The 18,045-nt window shown below is 51.4% G+C and carries 13 protein-coding genes; 9 read left to right on the top strand and 4 right to left on the bottom strand.

From position 1 onward, the window contains the following. Positions 1-62: 62 nt before the first annotated feature. On the top strand, positions 63-1,670 hold the full coding sequence (locus MNO13_RS07370; protein ID WP_241939692.1) for an ABC transporter substrate-binding protein: 1,608 nt from the start codon (positions 63-65) through the stop codon (positions 1,668-1,670). 13 nt (positions 1,671-1,683) lie between these two features. On the opposite strand, the gene setB is transcribed toward MNO13_RS07370, so the two are convergent. Then, positions 1,684-2,865 carry a sugar efflux transporter SetB gene (gene setB / locus MNO13_RS07375; protein ID WP_064544979.1) on the bottom strand — a complete coding sequence of 394 codons (1,182 nt, stop codon included), beginning with the start codon at positions 2,863-2,865 and terminating at the stop codon, positions 1,684-1,686. A gap of 370 nt (positions 2,866-3,235) precedes the next feature. Between setB and fruB the strand changes: the two genes are divergently transcribed. The 3 genes from fruB to fruA are packed head-to-tail and all read left to right on the top strand — an operon-like array spanning position 3,236 to position 7,012. Further along, complete coding sequence (gene fruB, locus MNO13_RS07380; RefSeq protein WP_241939693.1) at positions 3,236-4,369, top strand: fused PTS fructose transporter subunit IIA/HPr protein; 1,134 nt, start codon at positions 3,236-3,238, stop codon at positions 4,367-4,369. Continuing rightward, complete coding sequence (gene fruK / locus MNO13_RS07385) at positions 4,366-5,304, top strand: 1-phosphofructokinase (protein WP_064544984.1); 939 nt, start codon at positions 4,366-4,368, stop codon at positions 5,302-5,304. The genes fruB and fruK overlap by 4 nt, the downstream gene beginning before the upstream one ends. Positions 5,305-5,320: 16 nt before the next feature. Next, the gene (fruA, locus tag MNO13_RS07390; protein WP_064544986.1) at positions 5,321-7,012 is read left to right on the top strand and encodes a PTS fructose transporter subunit IIBC; all 1,692 of its coding nucleotides are present in this window, start codon (positions 5,321-5,323) and stop codon (positions 7,010-7,012) included. Positions 7,013-7,064: 52 nt separating this feature from the next. Here the strand turns inward: fruA and nfo are convergent, their stop codons facing one another. Together nfo and MNO13_RS07400 are read right to left on the bottom strand one after the other, a co-directional pair. Further along, complete coding sequence (gene nfo, locus MNO13_RS07395) at positions 7,065-7,922, bottom strand: deoxyribonuclease IV (protein WP_241940047.1); 858 nt, start codon at positions 7,920-7,922, stop codon at positions 7,065-7,067. Between the two features lie 66 nt (positions 7,923-7,988). After that, on the bottom strand, positions 7,989-9,038 hold the full coding sequence (locus MNO13_RS07400) for a YeiH family protein (RefSeq protein ID WP_241939694.1): 1,050 nt from the start codon (positions 9,036-9,038) through the stop codon (positions 7,989-7,991). 104 nt (positions 9,039-9,142) lie between these two features. On the opposite strand from MNO13_RS07400, the gene yieE reads away from it, so the two are divergent. The 4 genes from yieE (at position 9,143) to cirA (ending at position 15,436) form a co-directional block, all read left to right on the top strand. Then, entirely contained in the window at positions 9,143-10,009 is an 867-nt protein-coding gene (yieE, locus tag MNO13_RS07405; protein ID WP_064544990.1) for a DNA-binding transcriptional regulator YeiE, read from the top strand. A 176-nt stretch (positions 10,010-10,185) separates the two neighbouring features. Further along, positions 10,186-11,295 (top strand): SDR family oxidoreductase, encoded by a 1,110-nt coding sequence (locus MNO13_RS07410; protein WP_064544992.1) that lies wholly within the window; start codon positions 10,186-10,188, stop codon positions 11,293-11,295. A 205-nt stretch (positions 11,296-11,500) separates the two neighbouring features. Then, positions 11,501-12,970, top strand: a complete 1,470-nt coding sequence (locus MNO13_RS07415) for an amino acid permease (RefSeq protein ID WP_064544994.1) — start codon at positions 11,501-11,503, stop codon at positions 12,968-12,970. A gap of 495 nt (positions 12,971-13,465) precedes the next feature. Beyond that, positions 13,466-15,436, top strand: coding sequence for a catecholate siderophore receptor CirA (gene cirA / locus MNO13_RS07420; protein ID WP_241939695.1), 1,971 nt, complete (start codon positions 13,466-13,468; stop codon positions 15,434-15,436). Between the two features lie 470 nt (positions 15,437-15,906). Here cirA and fghA read toward each other — a convergent pair whose 3' ends face one another. After that, the gene (gene fghA, locus MNO13_RS07425) at positions 15,907-16,737 is read right to left on the bottom strand and encodes an S-formylglutathione hydrolase (protein WP_064544998.1); all 831 of its coding nucleotides are present in this window, start codon (positions 16,735-16,737) and stop codon (positions 15,907-15,909) included. A gap of 106 nt (positions 16,738-16,843) precedes the next feature. On the opposite strand from fghA, the gene MNO13_RS07430 reads away from it, so the two are divergent. Further along, on the top strand, positions 16,844-17,968 hold the full coding sequence (locus MNO13_RS07430; RefSeq protein ID WP_241939696.1) for a YbfB/YjiJ family MFS transporter: 1,125 nt from the start codon (positions 16,844-16,846) through the stop codon (positions 17,966-17,968). Positions 17,969-18,045: the final 77 nt, after the last annotated feature.

Genomic DNA, 18,045 nt, shown 5'->3' on the forward strand with positions numbered 1-18,045 from the left:
TTCCTTGCCTTTGCCTGTCTGAATCTATCAGCAGGAATCAATCATTGGGAAAAGGAAATACCATGAGTAAAAATCTACTGTTATGGCTGGTCAGCCTGATGGCAGTGCTGCCTCTGCAGGCCGCTGAAATCCCACCAGGAACCGTGCTCTCCCCCCAGCAAATTTTCCGCTATAACAATCACAGCGATCCGAACAGCATTGATCCGCAAAGAGTGGAGGAAAATACTGCCGCGCAGGTGGCACTGGATCTTTTTGAAGGGCTGATATGGCTGGATGGCGAAGGGAATCCCCAACCCGCGCAGGCACAGAGTTGGCAAAAAAGTGACGATGGAAAAACTTACATTTTCAGCTTACGCCCCGGGCTAACGTGGTCAGACGGATCGGCGCTGACGGCGCAAGATTTTGTCACCGGCTGGCAGCGGGCAGTTAACCCGGCGATTGCCAGCCCCTTTGCTGACTATTTAGCCGCGGCACACGTTGTTAATGCCCAACAGATTGTCAGCGGAAAACTCGCTCCTCAGGAACTGGGTATCCGTGCTGTGGACCAACATACGCTGGAGATCAAGCTCGACCAGGCTACGCCATGGTTTATTTCCATGCTGGCATGGCCCACGACATTCCCGGTACCGCACCGCCAGGTGGCACAGTATGGCGACCGTTGGACGCGGCCAGAGAATATTGTGACCAACGGGGCGTTCGTGTTGGAGCGCTGGATAGTGAATGAGAAAATTATCGCGAAACGTAATCCACATTACTGGAATAATCAGAAAACAGTGCTGGAGCAGGTTGAGTATCTGGTCATCGACAATGCTGTTTCAGGTTATAACCGCTACCGGGCTGGGGATGTTGATTTAACCTGGGTTCCCGCCCAGCAAATCTCTGCGATTCAACGACAAACGCCACAAGAGTTGCTGACTCTTCCACGCCTGAATACCGAGTTTTACACCTTCAATACCATGAAAGCACCGTTTAACGATGTGCGAGTCCGCCGTGCGTTATACCTGACAGCAGACCGGGAGCTGATTGCTGAAAAAGTGCTAGGTCTGCGCGTGCCTGCTACAACTTTGACGCCTGCTCAGGTCGCGGATTTCATGCCTCCTGCATTACCCGATCTGTCGCAACCCATGCGAACGCGTATCGCCGAGGCACAAGCGTTGTTAAAGGAGGCTGGATATGATGCAGAGCATCCACTGTCGTTTGAGATTTTTTACAACAAATACGATCTGCATGAAAAAACGGCGATAGCGTTGGCTTCAATTTGGCAGAAAAATCTACGAGCTAACGTCACTCTGCGTAACATGGAGTGGAAAACCTATCTCGATTCCCGGCGGAGCGGGGATTTTATGTTATCGCGTCAGTCCTGGGATGCTACTTATAACGAACCTTCTACCTTTTTGAATACGCTACTGGCAAACAACCCTGAAAATGTCGGGCACTGGCAGGATGCTCAGTATAATCAACTGATTACGCAGGCTGCCAGCAGCACTGATGCCAAAAAACGCAACGAGTTGTACGCCGAAGCCGAACGCAGAATCAATCAACAAGCTCCGCTTATCCCGCTGTATTATCAGCCAATGATCAAAGTGCTAAAGCCTTATGTCGGCGGTTTCCCACTGCATAACCCGCAGGATTACGTCTATAGCAAGGAGCTGTATATCAAGCAGCACTAAATAAGCGACCAGGCTAAATGTCTTTGATGCGTACCATGCACCAGGCTGTGATGCCAATCATGCCCAGCGCGATATAAAACACGGTGTGGTAGTTCCAGATTTCAGCTACCACACCGGCCATCGACCCGGCAATAATCCAGCCGACACGCGTGGTATTGGTATACAGCGTGGTTGCAGCTCCTGCCTGGCCTGGCATTAAATCCTGAAAATAGAGCATGCCGATACCCGCCAAAATGCCGATGAAAATCGCGTTCAGCAGCTGCAAAGCCAGCAGCATAAATTCGTTATGCAGCGTTAGCATACCAATGTAAAACAGCAGTCCTGCAACGCCTGCAATACGCATCAGGAAGCGCTTACCGAAGCGTTTGGCGTAGTAACCGGCAATCAGCATCGTTGGGATCTCAAGCCCGGCGGCTGTCCCCATCATCACACCCGCTAGTTTCTCCGGCAGATGTAATTCATGAATGATGTAAAGCGGCATATTAATGATGTACAGGCTGTTACAGCCCCACATCATGGTGCAAGCAACAAACAGCAGTAAGGCGTCACGACGGTTACGGCGGGGGGCTTCAAGTGTGGTGGTTTTCACTGCCAATTCTTTGCGCATCGACGGTAACAGCATTCGCACCATCACACTGCACACCACAAACGCCAGTGCGGCACTGAGATACATCGCGGTAAAGCCAAACCCAAGAGCCAGTGCGTAAGCGATTGGCGGGCCAATAACCCAGGCGAGCGATACCTGCGCACGCAAAATAGAGCTGAACATCACGGCCTCGCGACCAGTGCGGTCTGCATGTTCGCGCGCCAGGGCAAACATTTGTGGGTTCGCGGTAGAGCCAAAGCTACTGAGGAAAACCCCGACAAACAGCAACACGAAATAGTTACGGTTCCAGGCAAACAGCACGCAGGCTAAAGCGCCCAATAAACAGCAAACAAAAATGAGCGATTTACGATCGCCTTTGCGATCGGAGCGGCCAGCAAGAAACTGGCTGACCAAAATACCGATAACCGCGCTGCCGGTAAAAAAGAAACCTACCATCGCCGGACGGACATGAACTTCTTCAGTCAGAAACAGGCTCAGAGTCGGGGTTTGTAATGCACCCGCAATTCCGGTCAAAAAAGCTACAATCAAAAAGGCAGAAGAAGTGATATCAAGGGGCTTGCGGGTTGCTGCTATCGGGGAGTTTTGCATGCTCTCAGTGTCGCTTATCAATGAACGCGCGGAGTTTACGCGCCTTGTCAGGAAATAAACAGTTGTTCAAATCAAAAGCAGCCCGAAAAGTTAAAACGCTGTTCCTGTTTAGGTTCAGCAAAAGCTGAAGTTTCTACATTGAGTGCTGAACGTACCGTGTCGTTGTTTGTAATTGCCGCGACTATCGCGGTAAAAATGTGCGTAACCTCTAAATTTCGGCAACGAAATCACAACATGACTTGCCTGAATCGCGGGGAATCTTCACACTCCTTGAAACGTTTCAGCGTCGTCTTATTTTGTATCAGGAGTGGGATGGCGCATTTTTTCTCATTGCAGCTGAATCGTTTCAATTCAGCAGGAGAGGAGAACCATGTTCCAGTTATCTGTGCAAGACATACATCCCGGTGCTAGTGCCGGAAATAAAGAAGAAGCGATACGTCAGGTTGCCGCAGCACTTGCGCAAGCTGGCAATGTCAGCATTGGCTACGTTGAAGGTATGCTGGCTCGCGAGCTGCAAACCTCTACTTATCTGGGTAACGGTATTGCCATTCCGCACGGCACCACTGATACCCGCGATCTAGTATTGAAAACCGGCGTTCAGGTGTTCCAGTTCCCACAAGGGATCGAGTGGGGCGAAGGCCAGACTGCTTATGTCGCTATTGGTATCGCCGCCAGCTCTGATGAGCACCTCGGTTTACTGCGTCAGCTGACACATGTATTAAGCGATGACGAGGTAGCTGAACAACTTAAAAACGCCACTTCAGCAGAAGAACTTCGCGCTTTGCTGATGGGCGAAAAACAGTCTGCATCTTTGCTGTTCGATAACTCATTACTGGCGCTGGATGTCACCGCAACCGACTTGATGACGCTGCAAGCATTAAATGCCGGGCGCATCAAACAGGCTGGTGCGGCAAACACCGAATTTGTTAGCCATGTTATTTCCAGCAAACCCCTTTATTTAGGCCAGGGCATCTGGCTGAACGACAGCACAGAAGGCAATCTTGCCAGCGCTGTCGCTATCAGCCGTCCTGCTGCTGCATTTGAAACTGAAGGCCAGCCGGTATCGCTTTTGATGACGGTGGCTGTGGCCGACGATCAACCCTTACAGGTCCTTAACCGCCTGAGCGACATGCTGATCAACAACACGGCTGACCGCTTGCTGAACGCAGATGCGCCAGAGTTGCTGACGCTGCTGACCAGTGACGCAGCGCCTGCACAAAATAGCCTGAGCGCCGAATTCCAGATCCGTAACGAACACGGTTTACATGCTCGCCCGGGCACCGTGCTGGTGAACACCATTAAACAATTTAACAGTGAGATAACCGTGACCAACCTTGATGGCACCGGCAAGCCTGCCAATGGCCGCAGCCTGATGAAAGTTGTGGCGCTTGGCGTGAAGAAAGGCCACCACTTGCGCTTTACCGCACAAGGTGATGATGCTGAACAAGCGCTGAAAGCGATTGGTGAAGCAGTCGCAGCCGGTCTTGGCGAGGGGGCAGCATGAGTCGTCGCGTCGCAACAATTACTCTGAACCCGGCATACGATCTTGTCGGTTACACCCCGGAAGTTGAACGTGGTGAAGTTAACCTGGTACGTACCACTGGCCTGCACGCTGCGGGTAAAGGCATCAACGTTGCTAAGGTTCTGAAAGATCTGGGCATCGACGTTACCGTTGGCGGCTTCCTGGGTAAAGACAACCAGGATGGTTTTCAGCAATTGTTCAGCGAACTGGGCATTGCTAACCGTTTTCAGGTGGTGCAGGGCCGTACCCGTATCAACGTTAAGCTAACCGAGAAGGACGGTGAAGTTACCGATTTCAACTTCTCTGGTTTTGAAGTCACGCAGTCGGATTGGGATCGCTTTGTTGCGGATTCCCTGAGCTGGCTTGGTCAGTTCGACATGGTCTGCGTCAGTGGCAGCTTACCCGCAGGTGTTTCTCCAGAAGCCTTCACCGACTGGATGACCCGTCTGCGCAGCCAGTGTCCGTGCATTATTTTCGATAGTAGCCGCGAAGCATTAGTCGCCGGTCTGAAAGCGGCACCATGGCTGGTGAAACCGAACCGCCGTGAACTGGAAATCTGGGCAGGTCGTAAACTTCCGGATATGAAAGATGTGATTGATGCTGCCCACGCGCTGCGTGAACAGGGGATTGCTCATGTGGTGATTTCTCTGGGTGCTGAAGGCGCACTTTGGGTTAACGCATCCGGTGAATGGATAGCGAAACCACCAAGTTGTGAAGTCGTCAGCACCGTAGGTGCCGGGGATTCCATGGTCGGTGGGCTGATCTACGGCCTGTTAATGCGTGAATCCAGTGAACATACCTTACGCCTGGCGACGGCAGTTGCGGCACTGGCGGTAAGTCAGAGCAACGTCGGTATTACCGATCGTACTCAACTGGCGGCCATGATGGCTCGTGTTGATCTGAAACCTTTTAACTGACAGCAGGAGAGGAACAATGAAAACGCTGCTGATTATCGAACCTGGTCTTGGACAGGCTCGCGCTTACCTCGCTAAAACGCTGTTGGGTTCCGCAGCTCAGAAGGCGCGTCTACAGATTATCGACAACCCGAACGATGCCGAAATGGCGATTGTGGTAGGTAATGCCATTCCTGCTGATAGCTCGCTGAACGGCAAAAAGGTATATCTGGGTGATATTGACCGTGCAGTTCAGCACCCGGAACTGTTTTTAGGTGAAGCGAAAGACAAAGCCAAACCTTACACGGCACCGGTAAACGCAGCACCTGTGGCTTTGGCTAAAGGGCCGAAACGTGTGGTTGCCATAACCGCTTGCCCAACGGGCGTCGCGCATACCTTTATGGCTGCTGAAGCCATTGAAACCGAAGCGAAAAAACGCGGCTGGTGGGTAAAGGTTGAAACTCGCGGTTCGGTTGGTGCGGGTAATGCGATTACGCCAGAAGAAGTCGCGCAAGCGGATTTGGTGATTGTTGCGGCAGACATCGAAGTGGATCTGGCTAAGTTTGCCGGAAAACCGATGTACCGCACCTCAACCGGTTTGGCGCTGAAGAAAACCGCGCAGGAGCTGGATAAAGCCGTTGCTGAAGCGACACCTTATGAAGCGGTTGGGCAAAGCAACACTGCCGCCAAAGAAGGCAAGAAAGAGTCTGCGGGCGCTTATCGCCACTTGTTGACCGGTGTGTCATTCATGTTGCCGATGGTGGTCGCGGGCGGTTTGTGTATCGCGCTGTCATTTGCTTTCGGTATCGAAGCGTTTAAAGAGCCGGGTACGCTGGCGGCGGCACTGATGCAAATCGGTGGCGGTTCAGCCTTTGCGTTGATGGTTCCTGTTCTGGCGGGCTACATCGCGTTTTCTATCGCTGACCGTCCAGGCCTGACGCCAGGTCTTATCGGCGGTATGTTAGCGGTTAGTACTGGTTCAGGTTTTATCGGCGGTATTATTGCGGGCTTCCTCGCAGGTTACATTGCGAAGCTGATCAGCACTAAGCTGAAACTGCCAACCAGTATGGAAGCGCTGAAACCGATCCTCATCATTCCATTGTTCTCAAGCCTGATTGTGGGTCTGGCGATGATTTATCTGATCGGTACGCCGGTTGCGAAAATCCTCGAGGGTCTGACTCACTGGCTGCAAACCATGGGCACGGCGAATGCGGTTCTGTTGGGCGCAATCCTTGGCGGTATGATGTGTACTGACATGGGCGGGCCGGTAAATAAAGCGGCTTACGCCTTTGGCGTCGGCTTGCTCAGCACTCAAACGTACGCACCAATGGCGGCGATTATGGCTGCTGGCATGGTGCCACCGTTAGCGATGGGCCTGGCAACATTTGTTGCGCGTCGTAAATTCGACAAAGCACAACAAGAAGGCGGCAAAGCGGCGATGGTTCTCGGCCTGTGCTTTATCACCGAAGGGGCTATCCCGTTCGCGGCTCGTGATCCAATGCGTGTTCTGCCGTGCTGTATCATTGGTGGTGCAGTGACAGGTGCGATTTCCATGGCGGTGGGTGCCAAACTGATGGCGCCACATGGCGGTCTGTTTGTGTTGCTGATTCCTGGCGCGATTACACCGGTTGTCGGTTACCTGATTGCGATTGTGGCAGGTACCTTGCTGGCAGGGTTGTCTTACGCCTTCCTCAAACGCTCAGAAACTGAATTAGCGGTTAAAGCGGCGTAATACACTTTACTGATTTCAAGCTCCCGGTTTCCACCGGGAGCTTTTTTTTTGCTTATGCAGCAGCTTCTTGATGCTGTTGTGCTTTCAGCCACGCAATCTCTTCGGCCCATATATCCGGGTTCGTGGTTTCCAGAATCAACGGAATTCCGTCAAAGCGGCTATCACGCATGATCCAGCTAAACGGCGTGTGGCCAATATTGCCTTCGCCGAGGCTGTTATGACGGTCAACACGGCTAGCGAAGGCACTTTTCGCGTCATTCAGGTGCATGCCGCGCAAGTATTTGAAGCCAACAATACGCTCGAATTCAGCGAAGGTTTTTTCACAATCAGCTTCAGTACGCAGGTCATATCCCGCAGCAAAAGCGTGGCAGGTATCGATACACACGCCAACGCGTGATTTATCTTCTACGCCATCAATAATCGCCGCCAGATGTTCAAAGCGGAAGCCAAGGTTGCTGCCCTGGCCTGCGGTATTTTCAATCACCGCCGTCACGCCTTTGGTTTTATCCAGCGCAATGTTAATCGACTGCGCGATACGCGCCAGACACTCTTCTTCAGGGATTTGCATCAGGTGGCTGCCCGGATGGAAGTTCAATAGTGACAGGCCCAACTGCATGCAGCGTTCCAGCTCATCAATAAAGGCTTCACGGGATTTTTCCAGCGCTTCTTCAACGGGGTGACCGAGGTTAATCAGGTAGCTATCGTGGGGGAGGATTTGGCCTGGACCGTAATGGTACTTTTCACAGGCACGTTTGAAATTGCTGATAACTTCTTCGGTCAGCGGCGCGGCACGCCACTGACGTTGGTTTTTGGTGAACAGGGCAAAAGCAGTGGCTTCAAGCTCATGTGCGCGAATCGCGGCATTTTCCAGACCACCAGAGGCACTAACGTGTGCGCCAATAAACTTCATCATTCTTTCTCCTGTCAAAACCCGCTACCGGGAAAGCGATAATGATAGCGGGTTAGGCAGGAAATATCAGGACATAAAATGATGCACGCCGAGGTTAATCGCGCCACCCCCAACGATGAGCCAGATAAACAGCACCAGGGCCATCAACAGCGGGCGCACACCGGCTTTTTTCAGCGCGCTGAAGTGGGTGGTCAAACCCAACGCGGCCATTGCCATGGCTAACATGAAAGTATCCAGTGTTATCAAGGCATTGACAGCCCATGTTGGCAGCAGGTGTAGCGAGTTAAACATCGCGACGACAATAAACAGCACTGCAAACCACGGGATGGTAATTTTACTTTTCTGCGCCTGACCTGCCGGAGCCAAATGCTTAACGCGAGCGGCCAGGAAAATCAGGAACGGAGCCAGCATCATCACGCGCAGCATTTTCGCAATTACCGCAGCATTTTCAGTCTCAGGGCTGATGGCATGACCCGCCGCCACCACTTGCGCAACTTCGTGCATGGTCGAACCGGTATAAATCCCGAAGGTTTCCGGTGTAAACCAGTGCGTCACATACGGATAAATCATCGGATAAATAAAGATTGCCAGCGTGCCGAAAATCACCACAGTCGCTACAGCTACCGTAACTTTACTGGCTTCAGCTTTAACTACCGGTTCGGTTGCCAGAATCGCTGCGGCACCACAAATACTGCTACCGGCACCAATTAACCAACTGGTTTGTTTATCCAGACCAAACACTTTCTGACCTAACCAACAGGCGAGGGCAAAGGTGCTGCTTAATGTCAGCACATCGATAATCACACCGCTGACCCCGACATCGGCTATTTGCGAAAACGTCAGTCGAAAGCCATAAAGAATGATGCCGAGGCGCAACAGATGTTGTTTGGCAAACAGCACGCCACCATCACAGTGTTGCCAGATTTTTGGGTACAGCGTATTGCCAATGACCATCCCGCATAAAATGGCGAGAGTTAGTGCTCCAAGGCCAAGGCCAGCAACGGAAGGAATGTTACCCAACCACAGTGCCAGCGCAGTAATTGCGCCTGCAAGCGCAAGACCTGGCAGGAAATGCCACAATGAATGACGATGAGTGGGAATTGATAACGTAGCCATAACCTTCTCCTTAGTGTTGGCAAAAGTGTATGGCTTGCTGGCTTAAAAATAAAATTGATTATATATTTATAACCAATCTGAATAAGTGTTAAGGCGCGATCACGATGCACATCACTCTGCGGCAACTCGAAGTTTTTGCCGAAGTCCTCAAAAGCGGTTCTACCACCCAGGCTTCACAGATGCTGTCGCTGTCGCAGTCGGCAGTAAGTGCTGCGCTGTCCGATCTCGAAGGGCAATTGGGTGTGCAGCTATTTGATCGTGTTGGTAAACGTTTGGTGGTCAACGAACATGGTCGTTTGCTGTATCCGCGCGTCGTGGGCTTGCTGGAACAGGCAACGGAAGTTGAACAGTTATTTAAAGAAGATAACGGCGCGATTCGCGTTTATGCCAGTAGCACCATCGGCAACTATATTCTGCCGGAAATGATTGCCCACTATCGCCGTGATTTCCCGGCGCTACCGCTGGAAATGAACGTCGGTAATAGCCAGGATGTGATTAACGCAGTGGCAGATTTCCGTGTCGATATTGGCCTGATAGAGGGGCCGAGCCATATGACGGATCTGGTCACCGAGCCCTGGCTTGAAGATGAGCTGGTGGTATTTGCGCCGCCGAGTGCACCTTTCTTGCAACAGCCGATCACTCTGGATAGCCTGGCGGAACAGCCGTGGATCCTGCGCGAGAAAGGCTCCGGTACGCGTGAAATCGTTGATTACCTGCTGCTTTCGCATTTACCGCAATTCCAGCTTTGTATGGAATTAGGCAACTCAGAAGCGATTAAACACGCCGTGCGTCATGGCCTGGGCATTAGCTGCCTGTCACGTCGGGTGATTGAAGAACAGTTGGCCGCGGGATCGCTGGTGGAAGTGCCTGTGCCGTTACCACGCCTGGTGCGGACGCTGTATCGTATTCACCATCGCCAGAAGCATATATCCAACGCCTTACAGCGTTTTTTGAAATATTGCGATGAGTAAGATGGGTTTATATAAATATAAATCAATACACCGTAATTAAACGAAAGTTAATTAATGGAGTCAGTGCAGTGTAAAATACGATTAACCGTAAATCTATTTTATATTGCTGCGTTTATTGATTCGCTGTTTATAAAGCGCCACATAGTATGGCGTTTTTAAATTCAGAGTATTTCAATATGAGCAAACTACTGATTACCGGCGCAACAGGCTTTCTGGGCGGCGCTGTACTGGCGCGGGCGCTATCAGATTCATCTTTTGAATCCATTCTGCTACTGGTTAGAGCAAACACGGCTGGTGAAGGTGTCGCTCGTGTCAGAAATAACCTGGCTAATTTTGGGTGTAACGAAACACTACTCGCTAAAATTAATGAAAAAAATATATTGCTGGGTGACCTGGCTTATTCCGAAGACTTTTTGAATGATGAAAGACTTTCCTCGGTGACTCATGTTATTAACTCCGCTGCCGTCGCTTCATTTGGTGATAACGCATTAATCTGGAAAGTGAATGTTGAAGGCACACTAAAATTCGTTAAACGCATGGCTGATGTTTCTGGTTTAGTGCGCTTTGTGCATGTGGGAACTGCTATGTCTTGCGTGCCTGAAGCGGGAACCCTGGTCACTGAGAGCATGACACGTAAGCCTGAAGAAGAGCATTTGGTGCAATACACCTGGTCTAAATCCACCATCGAACAATTAATCGTCGAACAATGCCCGCAGCTCCCGCTGGTGATTGCACGTCCCTCGATTGTGGTCGGCCACAGTGAAGAAGGGTGTCGTCCATCCAGCAGTATTTTCTGGGTATTCCGTATGGCTCTGATGCTTGGGAAATTCATGTGCGCGATGGAAGATAAGATTGATGTGATTCCGGTGGATTACTGCGCAGAAGCTTTGTTGTTATTAACTCAACATATTGAACTCACTGACAAGGTTTACCATATTTCTGCCGGGGATACGGGAAGTACCCGATTTGTTGAAATTGACCGCGCTATGGCAGCTGCATTAGATCAGAACCCTATTTATGCGACTTATCAGCAAGTAGATTATAGCGAGCTTGTCAAAAACCGTAGAGAATTCAAAACTATTTATGGGCCATGTAACGAGCGTCTTATGCTAAGAGCGATGCGTTTATACGGTGAATTCTCGATGTTAAATGTGCGTTTCTCGAATAAAAAACTGCTGGATTTAGGCATGTCGCCGCCGCCGCGCTTCGTTGACTACATTAATCGCTGTGTCGACACCACCCGCGATTTCAGTATCCCTGAATTAATGAAGGTTGATTTTAAATAAAATAACCCGCCAAACCGCATGGGGAATGGATTCCCGCGTAGCACGACAGCCTGGCTCACTCCCTCTTTTCATCTACTATCATAAGTGCGTTACTTATAATTCTTCTCCGATCATGAAGCTCTCTTATAACTTCGTATTTCTACTACATGTATAGGGCTGGTTTGCTACAATCGCGCCTCATTTTTTGGAAGGACCGCAATTTTCTATGGTTTCTCAAGATCAAACAACACAAGCGCCTGGCTTACGACGTGAGCTAAAAGCGCGCCACTTAACGATGATCGCCATTGGCGGATCCATCGGTACCGGGCTATTTGTTGCCTCTGGTGCAACCATTTCTCAGGCGGGTCCTGGCGGCGCGCTGTTGTCCTACATGCTGATTGGTCTGATGGTGTACTTCCTGATGACAAGCCTGGGCGAGCTTGCGGCATACATGCCGGTTTCTGGTTCATTTGCCACCTACGGGCAGCAATACGTTGAAGAAGGCTTCGGCTTCGCGCTGGGCTGGAACTACTGGTACAACTGGGCAGTCACTATCGCGGTTGACCTGGTCGCCTCACAATTGGTGATGAACTACTGGTTCCCGGACACCCCAGGCTGGATCTGGAGTGCGTTGTTCCTCGGCATCATGTTCCTGCTCAACTACATCTCTGTTAAAGGCTTTGGCGAAGCAGAATACTGGTTCTCACTGATTAAAGTGACGACGGTTATCATCTTTATCATTGTCGGCGTGATGATGATTCTTGGCATCTTCAAAGGTGCACAACCTGCGGGGTGGAGCAACTGGGCGGTAGGCGATGCGCCATTTGCGGGTGGGTTCTCCGCCATGATTGGTGTGGCGATGATCGTCGGCTTCTCCTTCCAGGGGACTGAGCTTATCGGTGTTGCTGCGGGTGAATCTGAAGATCCAGGTAAGAACATTCCACGCGCTGTGCGTCAGGTGTTCTGGCGTATCCTGCTGTTCTATGTGTTCGCGATTCTGATTATCAGCCTGATCATTCCTTATACCGATCCGAGCCTGCTGCGTAACGATGTGAAAGACATCGGCGTTAGCCCGTTCACTCTGGTATTTGAACATGCAGGTCTGCTCTCTGCTGCGGCAGTGATGAACGCCGTTATCCTGACTGCAGTACTGTCAGCGGGTAACTCCGGGATGTACGCATCGACTCGTATGCTTTACACCCTGGCATGTGATGGCAAAGCGCCACGTATTTTCTCTAAGCTGTCCGCTGGTGGTGTGCCGCGTAATGCGTTGTATGCAACCACGGTTGTGGCGGGCTTGTGCTTCCTGACATCAATGTATGGCAACCAGACCGTGTACCTGTGGCTGCTGAACACATCCGGTATGACTGGCTTTATCGCCTGGTTAGGTATCGCGATCAGCCACTACCGTTTCCGTCGTGGTTATGTGAAGCAAGGGCTGGATCTCAACGACCTGCCGTACGTTTCTGGCTTCTTCCCTGTCGGGCCTATCTTTGCCTTCGCCCTGTGTCTGATTATCACACTGGGCCAGAACTACGAAGCGTTCCTGGCCGATAAGATTGACTGGGCTGGGGTGACAGCGACCTATATCGGTATCCCGCTGTTCCTGGCAATTTGGTTCGGCTACAAAATTACCAAAGGGTCTCGTTTTGTGAAATACAGCGAAATGACATTCCCAAAAACGTTTAAGAAGTAATAAATTTCGAACCGACAATATTACAAGGTTCGTTAATAAAAAAAGGGCAACGATATATTCGTTGCCCTTTTTTATTTATCAAGAAAGCACTTTTTTACCCTGATTATCTATTGGATATTCCTTCGCCGTATCGCCGTTTCTTGGGTGTCAGGCGGCAATATGCAGCCGCAATTGCTCGATAAACACTATCTGCGTAAGCACGGTAAAAGCGCCTATTACGGTCAATAAATAGCGGTCAATAATTCACTTCACAATGGCGGATGACACTTCGTTTATCCGCCCTACAAACCCCGTTCCTGCCGTTACAACTGCACTCGATACCTTACAAAATTTAACAATTTGATTGATAACCATTCTCGTTTAATTTATGGTGTCGCCACGCTTTACCCCGGCTGGATGTCGGTGAGTAAGGTTCGACGTCGTTTGCCAATGTAGCGGGCGACGCACCAAGGAATGTGAGCCTTTTAGCTTGTAATTCACCTCATGGAGAAAGGAATGTTAAGGTTGAATCCCATCGTCCGGGGAGGACTCTGCGCGTCAATAATCACCGCTGCGTTTCCGGTAATTGCCGAACAACGTGAAGACACGATGGTGGTGACTGCGTCTGCCACCGAGCAAAATCTCAAAGATGCCCCAGCCAGTATTAGCGTTATTACTCAAGAAGATCTGAAGAAAAAGCCTATCCAGAACCTGAAAGATGTTTTGCAGGAAGTCCCAGGTGTGCAACTGACTAATGAAGGGGATAACCGCCAGGGCGTCAGTATTCGTGGTCTGGACAGTAGCTACACGTTGATTTTGGTTGATGGCAAGCGGGTGAACTCGCGTAATGCCGTCTTCCGTCATAACGATTTTGACCTGAACTGGATCCCGGTTGACGCCATTGAACGTATCGAAGTGGTGCGTGGGCCGATGTCTTCACTTTACGGTTCCGATGCGTTAGGCGGCGTGGTCAACATTATTACGCGCAAAGTGGGCAAGGCCTGGCACGGCACCGTGACGGCAGATACCACCATTCAGGAAAATCGCGATCGTGGGGATTCTTATAACAGCAACTTCTTTGCCAGCGGCCCCATCATCGACAACCTGCTCGGCGTCAAAGTTTACGGCAACCTTGGCAAGCGCGAAAAAGACAAACAAGAATCTTCCAGCACCAGTACTACGGGTGAAACGCCGCGCATTGAAGGCTATACCACGCGCAGCGGCAGTGCGGAATTTGCCCTGACGCCAACCGAAAACCAGGACATGAGCTTTGGTTATGGTTTTGACCGCCAGGACCGTGATTCTGACTCGCTGAATAAAAACCGTATGGAGCGCCAGGATTACTCGATTTCCCATAACGGGCGTTGGGATTACGGCAATACCGAACTGCGTTTTTATGGCGATAAAATCGATAACCTCAATCCAGGCAACAGTTCACCTATCACCTCGCGCAACAACAGCCTCGATGGCAAACTGGTGCTGCCTTTGGGCGACATCAACCAATTACTGACCTTTGGCGGCGAATGGCGTCACGATAAATTAACTGACCCAGTTAACCTCTCCGGCAGTAACAGCAGCGAAACCTCTGCCAGCCAGTACGCCTTGTTCCTGGAAGATGAATGGCGGATTTTCGAACCGCTGGCGTTGACCACCGGCGTGCGTATGGACGACCACGAAACTTACGGCGATCACTGGAGCCCGCGAGCTTACCTGGTGTATAGCGCGACCGACACCATCACCATGAAAGGCGGCTGGGCAACGGCATTTAAAGCGCCATCGTTGCTGCAACTGAGCCCCGACTGGACCAGCAACTCTTGCCGTGGCTCTTGTAAGATTGTCGGCAGCCCCGATCTGAAACCGGAAACCAGTGAAAGCTTCGAATTCGGTCTGTATTACGCAGGCGATGAAGGTCTACTGGATGGTGTGTCTGGCAGTATCACCACCTTCCAGAACAACCTCGACGACATGATTGATATTAACCGTACGCAGAACCGTGCACTGGCGCCGTCGTATCCAAACTTTGTTGGTTTTGACAGCGCGGGCCGGCCAATTTTCAAATATTACAACGTTAACAAAGCGCGTGTTCGTGGCGTAGAAACTGAGGTGAAAGTGCCATTCAACGATCAATGGAAATTGACGCTGAATTACACCTATAACGATGGGCGAGATTTGAGTGGCGGTGACAATAAGCCGCTGGCTTCACTGCCATTCCATACCGCCAACGGCACGGTGGATTGGTTGCCGCTGGATGACTGGTCGTTCTATGTTTCTGCGAACTACACCGGCGAGCAGCGTGCCACGACTGATGGCGCACCAACACCTGGCGGTTATGTGGTGTGGAATACCGGTGCGGCATGGAAGGCGACGAAAGACATCAAATTGCGCGCGGGTGTGCTGAACCTCGGCGATAAAGATTTGAGCCGCGACGATTACAGTTATAACGAAGATGGTCGTCGTTACTTTATGGCGGTGGATTACACGTTCTGATTTTCCCCCCTCGCCCTGGCAATCTTGTCAGGGTGAGATCTGTAAGCCTCGCTGATTTTCCGTTCACTCGTGCGTTCAGTTATCTCTGTGATTCCCGCAAACGGTGAACGAATCAAGGGGTTAACGCCAACCCCTTGATAATCCAGGCGCACGGCAAATCAATCGCCGCAAGCGGTAAACACCGTTTTTCACCCAACATTCGGGGTCGTTCGCGACTCGTTCCCGACGATCGCTCTCTCACGTGGTTCCCGACCACGTGACCCCGACTGAAGGGTAAAAAACGGCGCGATTGAAGCCGGGAACAAAGTCAAAACCGCCTTGGCTTTTGACTTTGACCTTGAATTTCGGGTCCGGCTTAAATCGCCCCTCAAAGTTGTGACTAAGAGACAGCCCTGAGGGAGAGGGGATAGCCCAGTTTTCTCCCTCTTCTGTGGGAGAGGGTCGGGGTGAGGGCAAACCAAATCAAACAGTTACCCCAAATGCTCCGCGTGGAACCGCAAATGGTCTTCCACAAACGAAGCAATAAAGTAATAACTATGGTCGTAACCTGGCTGCACCCGCAGAGTTAACGGCCAGTTTTTCTGCCGCGCCACTTCAGCAAACTGCGCGGGTTGTAGTTGATCTGCTAAGAACTGATCGGCATCCCCTTGATCGATAAGCACCGGAATCGCCTGCGCGCTATCGGCCTGCATCAATAAACAGCAGCTATCCCATTCGCGCCATTTCTCTTCGTCTGCACCTAAATAAGCCGCAAACGCTTTTTTCCCCCACGGGACGCGCGTTGGATTCACAATCGGCGCAAATGCAGAAACCGAACAATAACGGCCAGGGTTTTTCAACGCGATGCTCAGTGCGCCGTGGCCGCCCATCGAATGGCCGAAAATAGAGGCTTTATCGCTGATGCTGAAATTATCGGCAATTAACGCGGGCAACTCGTGATTAATGTAGTCGTACATGCGGAAATGGTCAGCCCACGGCTGCTCTGTCGCGTTCAGGTAAAAACCTGCGCCCTGGCCGAGATCGTAACTTTCATTATTCGGCACATTTTCACCGCGCGGACTGGTGTCCGGCATCACCAGAACAATGCCCAGTTCAGAAGCGACACGTTGTGCGCCCGCTTTAGTGGTGAAGTTTTCGTCGTTACAGGTCAGGCCTGACAGCCAGTACAGAACGGGTGGGGGAGTGGTGCGCGGAGTTGGCAGAAAAATACTGAACGTCATCGGGCATTTCAATACCGCGGAATCATGGCGCCAGCGCTGCTGCCAGCCTTCAAAACATCGGTGTTCTTCAAGCAGTTCCATATAAATGTCCTTAAATATATTCAATATCAATGAATAACTTTCACTTCACCCCAGTCTAGTCATGCGGCATCATGCTGGCAACGAAATCGTAACAATTGGGGGCGATGTGGCACTTCGTATCGCGTTGACGGGATTTCTGGTGTTGGTGGTGGCAATGGGCATTGGCCGCTTTGCCTTTACGCCACAAGTCCCGCTGATGATAGCGGAAGGGCAACTTACCTTAACCAGTGCGGGTTTGGTAGCCGCGATTAACTATCTCGGCTATCTGATTGGCGCGTGGGATGCCATGCGCGCGCACCGGCGTGTCGAATTCCGTTTGATGCTCGGTGTTTGGGGGGCGGTGGTTTTGACGCTGTTATCCGCCACCGTCGATTCCGCATTGTGGCACGCGCTGATTCGCTTCCTGATTGGCTGTGCCAGTGGCTGGGCAATGGTGTTAATTGCCGCCTGGAGCAACGAGCAACTGGCGCGTTTAGGCAAGCCCGGTTTAAGCGCTGCGGTATTTGCCGGTCCTGGTGCCGGGATATTTATCAGCGGTTTGCTGGCGGTGGCGATCCACAGTTATGGTTTATCCGCAGCTCACGGCTGGTTGGTTTATGGCGTTCTGGCGTTGTTATTGATCTTATTAATCGCCCGCAACTTACCACGCAAAGGGGAGTTACATCGCCCGGAAACGGCACCCGTACCGCTGGTTTTAACCGCGCCGCTCAAACGGCTGGTGTTGAGCTACAGCCTCGCCGGATTTGGCTATATTCTGCCCGCGACGTTTTTATCGCAAATGGCTAGCGCACGTTTTCCTGGTAGCGTATTCGCGCAATTCGTCTGGCCGATATTTGGCGGTGCGGCGGTATGCGGTATTTTGCTGGGTATTGCCACACGATTTTGGCTGCAAACCCATCAACGCTTAGCGCTGGTACTTTGGTTGCAGGCGCTTGGAGTATTCGCCTCAGATATCATTCCCGGTATCAGCGGGCTGGTTCTGGGGGCGTTGTTAGTGGGCGGCGGGTTCTTATGTGCGGTGCAATTGTCATTACAATATGGCCGTGAACTGGCACCGCAACATACCCGTTATATGGCGGGATTACTGACCAGCGGATACGCGATGGGGCAGGTGGTTGGGCCAATGTTATCGGCAACCTCGACTTCGCTAACCGGGCAACTGGAGCCAGCTTTATATGTCGCAGGGTTGGCATTGTTGGTTGGTGGCGGTTTAGTTTGGCGAAGGTTTTGACGATTTCATTAATTATCGTCCGCACTACTGGATTATGCGACCGTGCTCACGCACAATAAGCGCACACTTTGCCCCAT

This window comes from Buttiauxella ferragutiae, assembly GCF_022637515.1.
Lineage (GTDB): Bacteria > Pseudomonadota > Gammaproteobacteria > Enterobacterales > Enterobacteriaceae > Buttiauxella > Buttiauxella ferragutiae.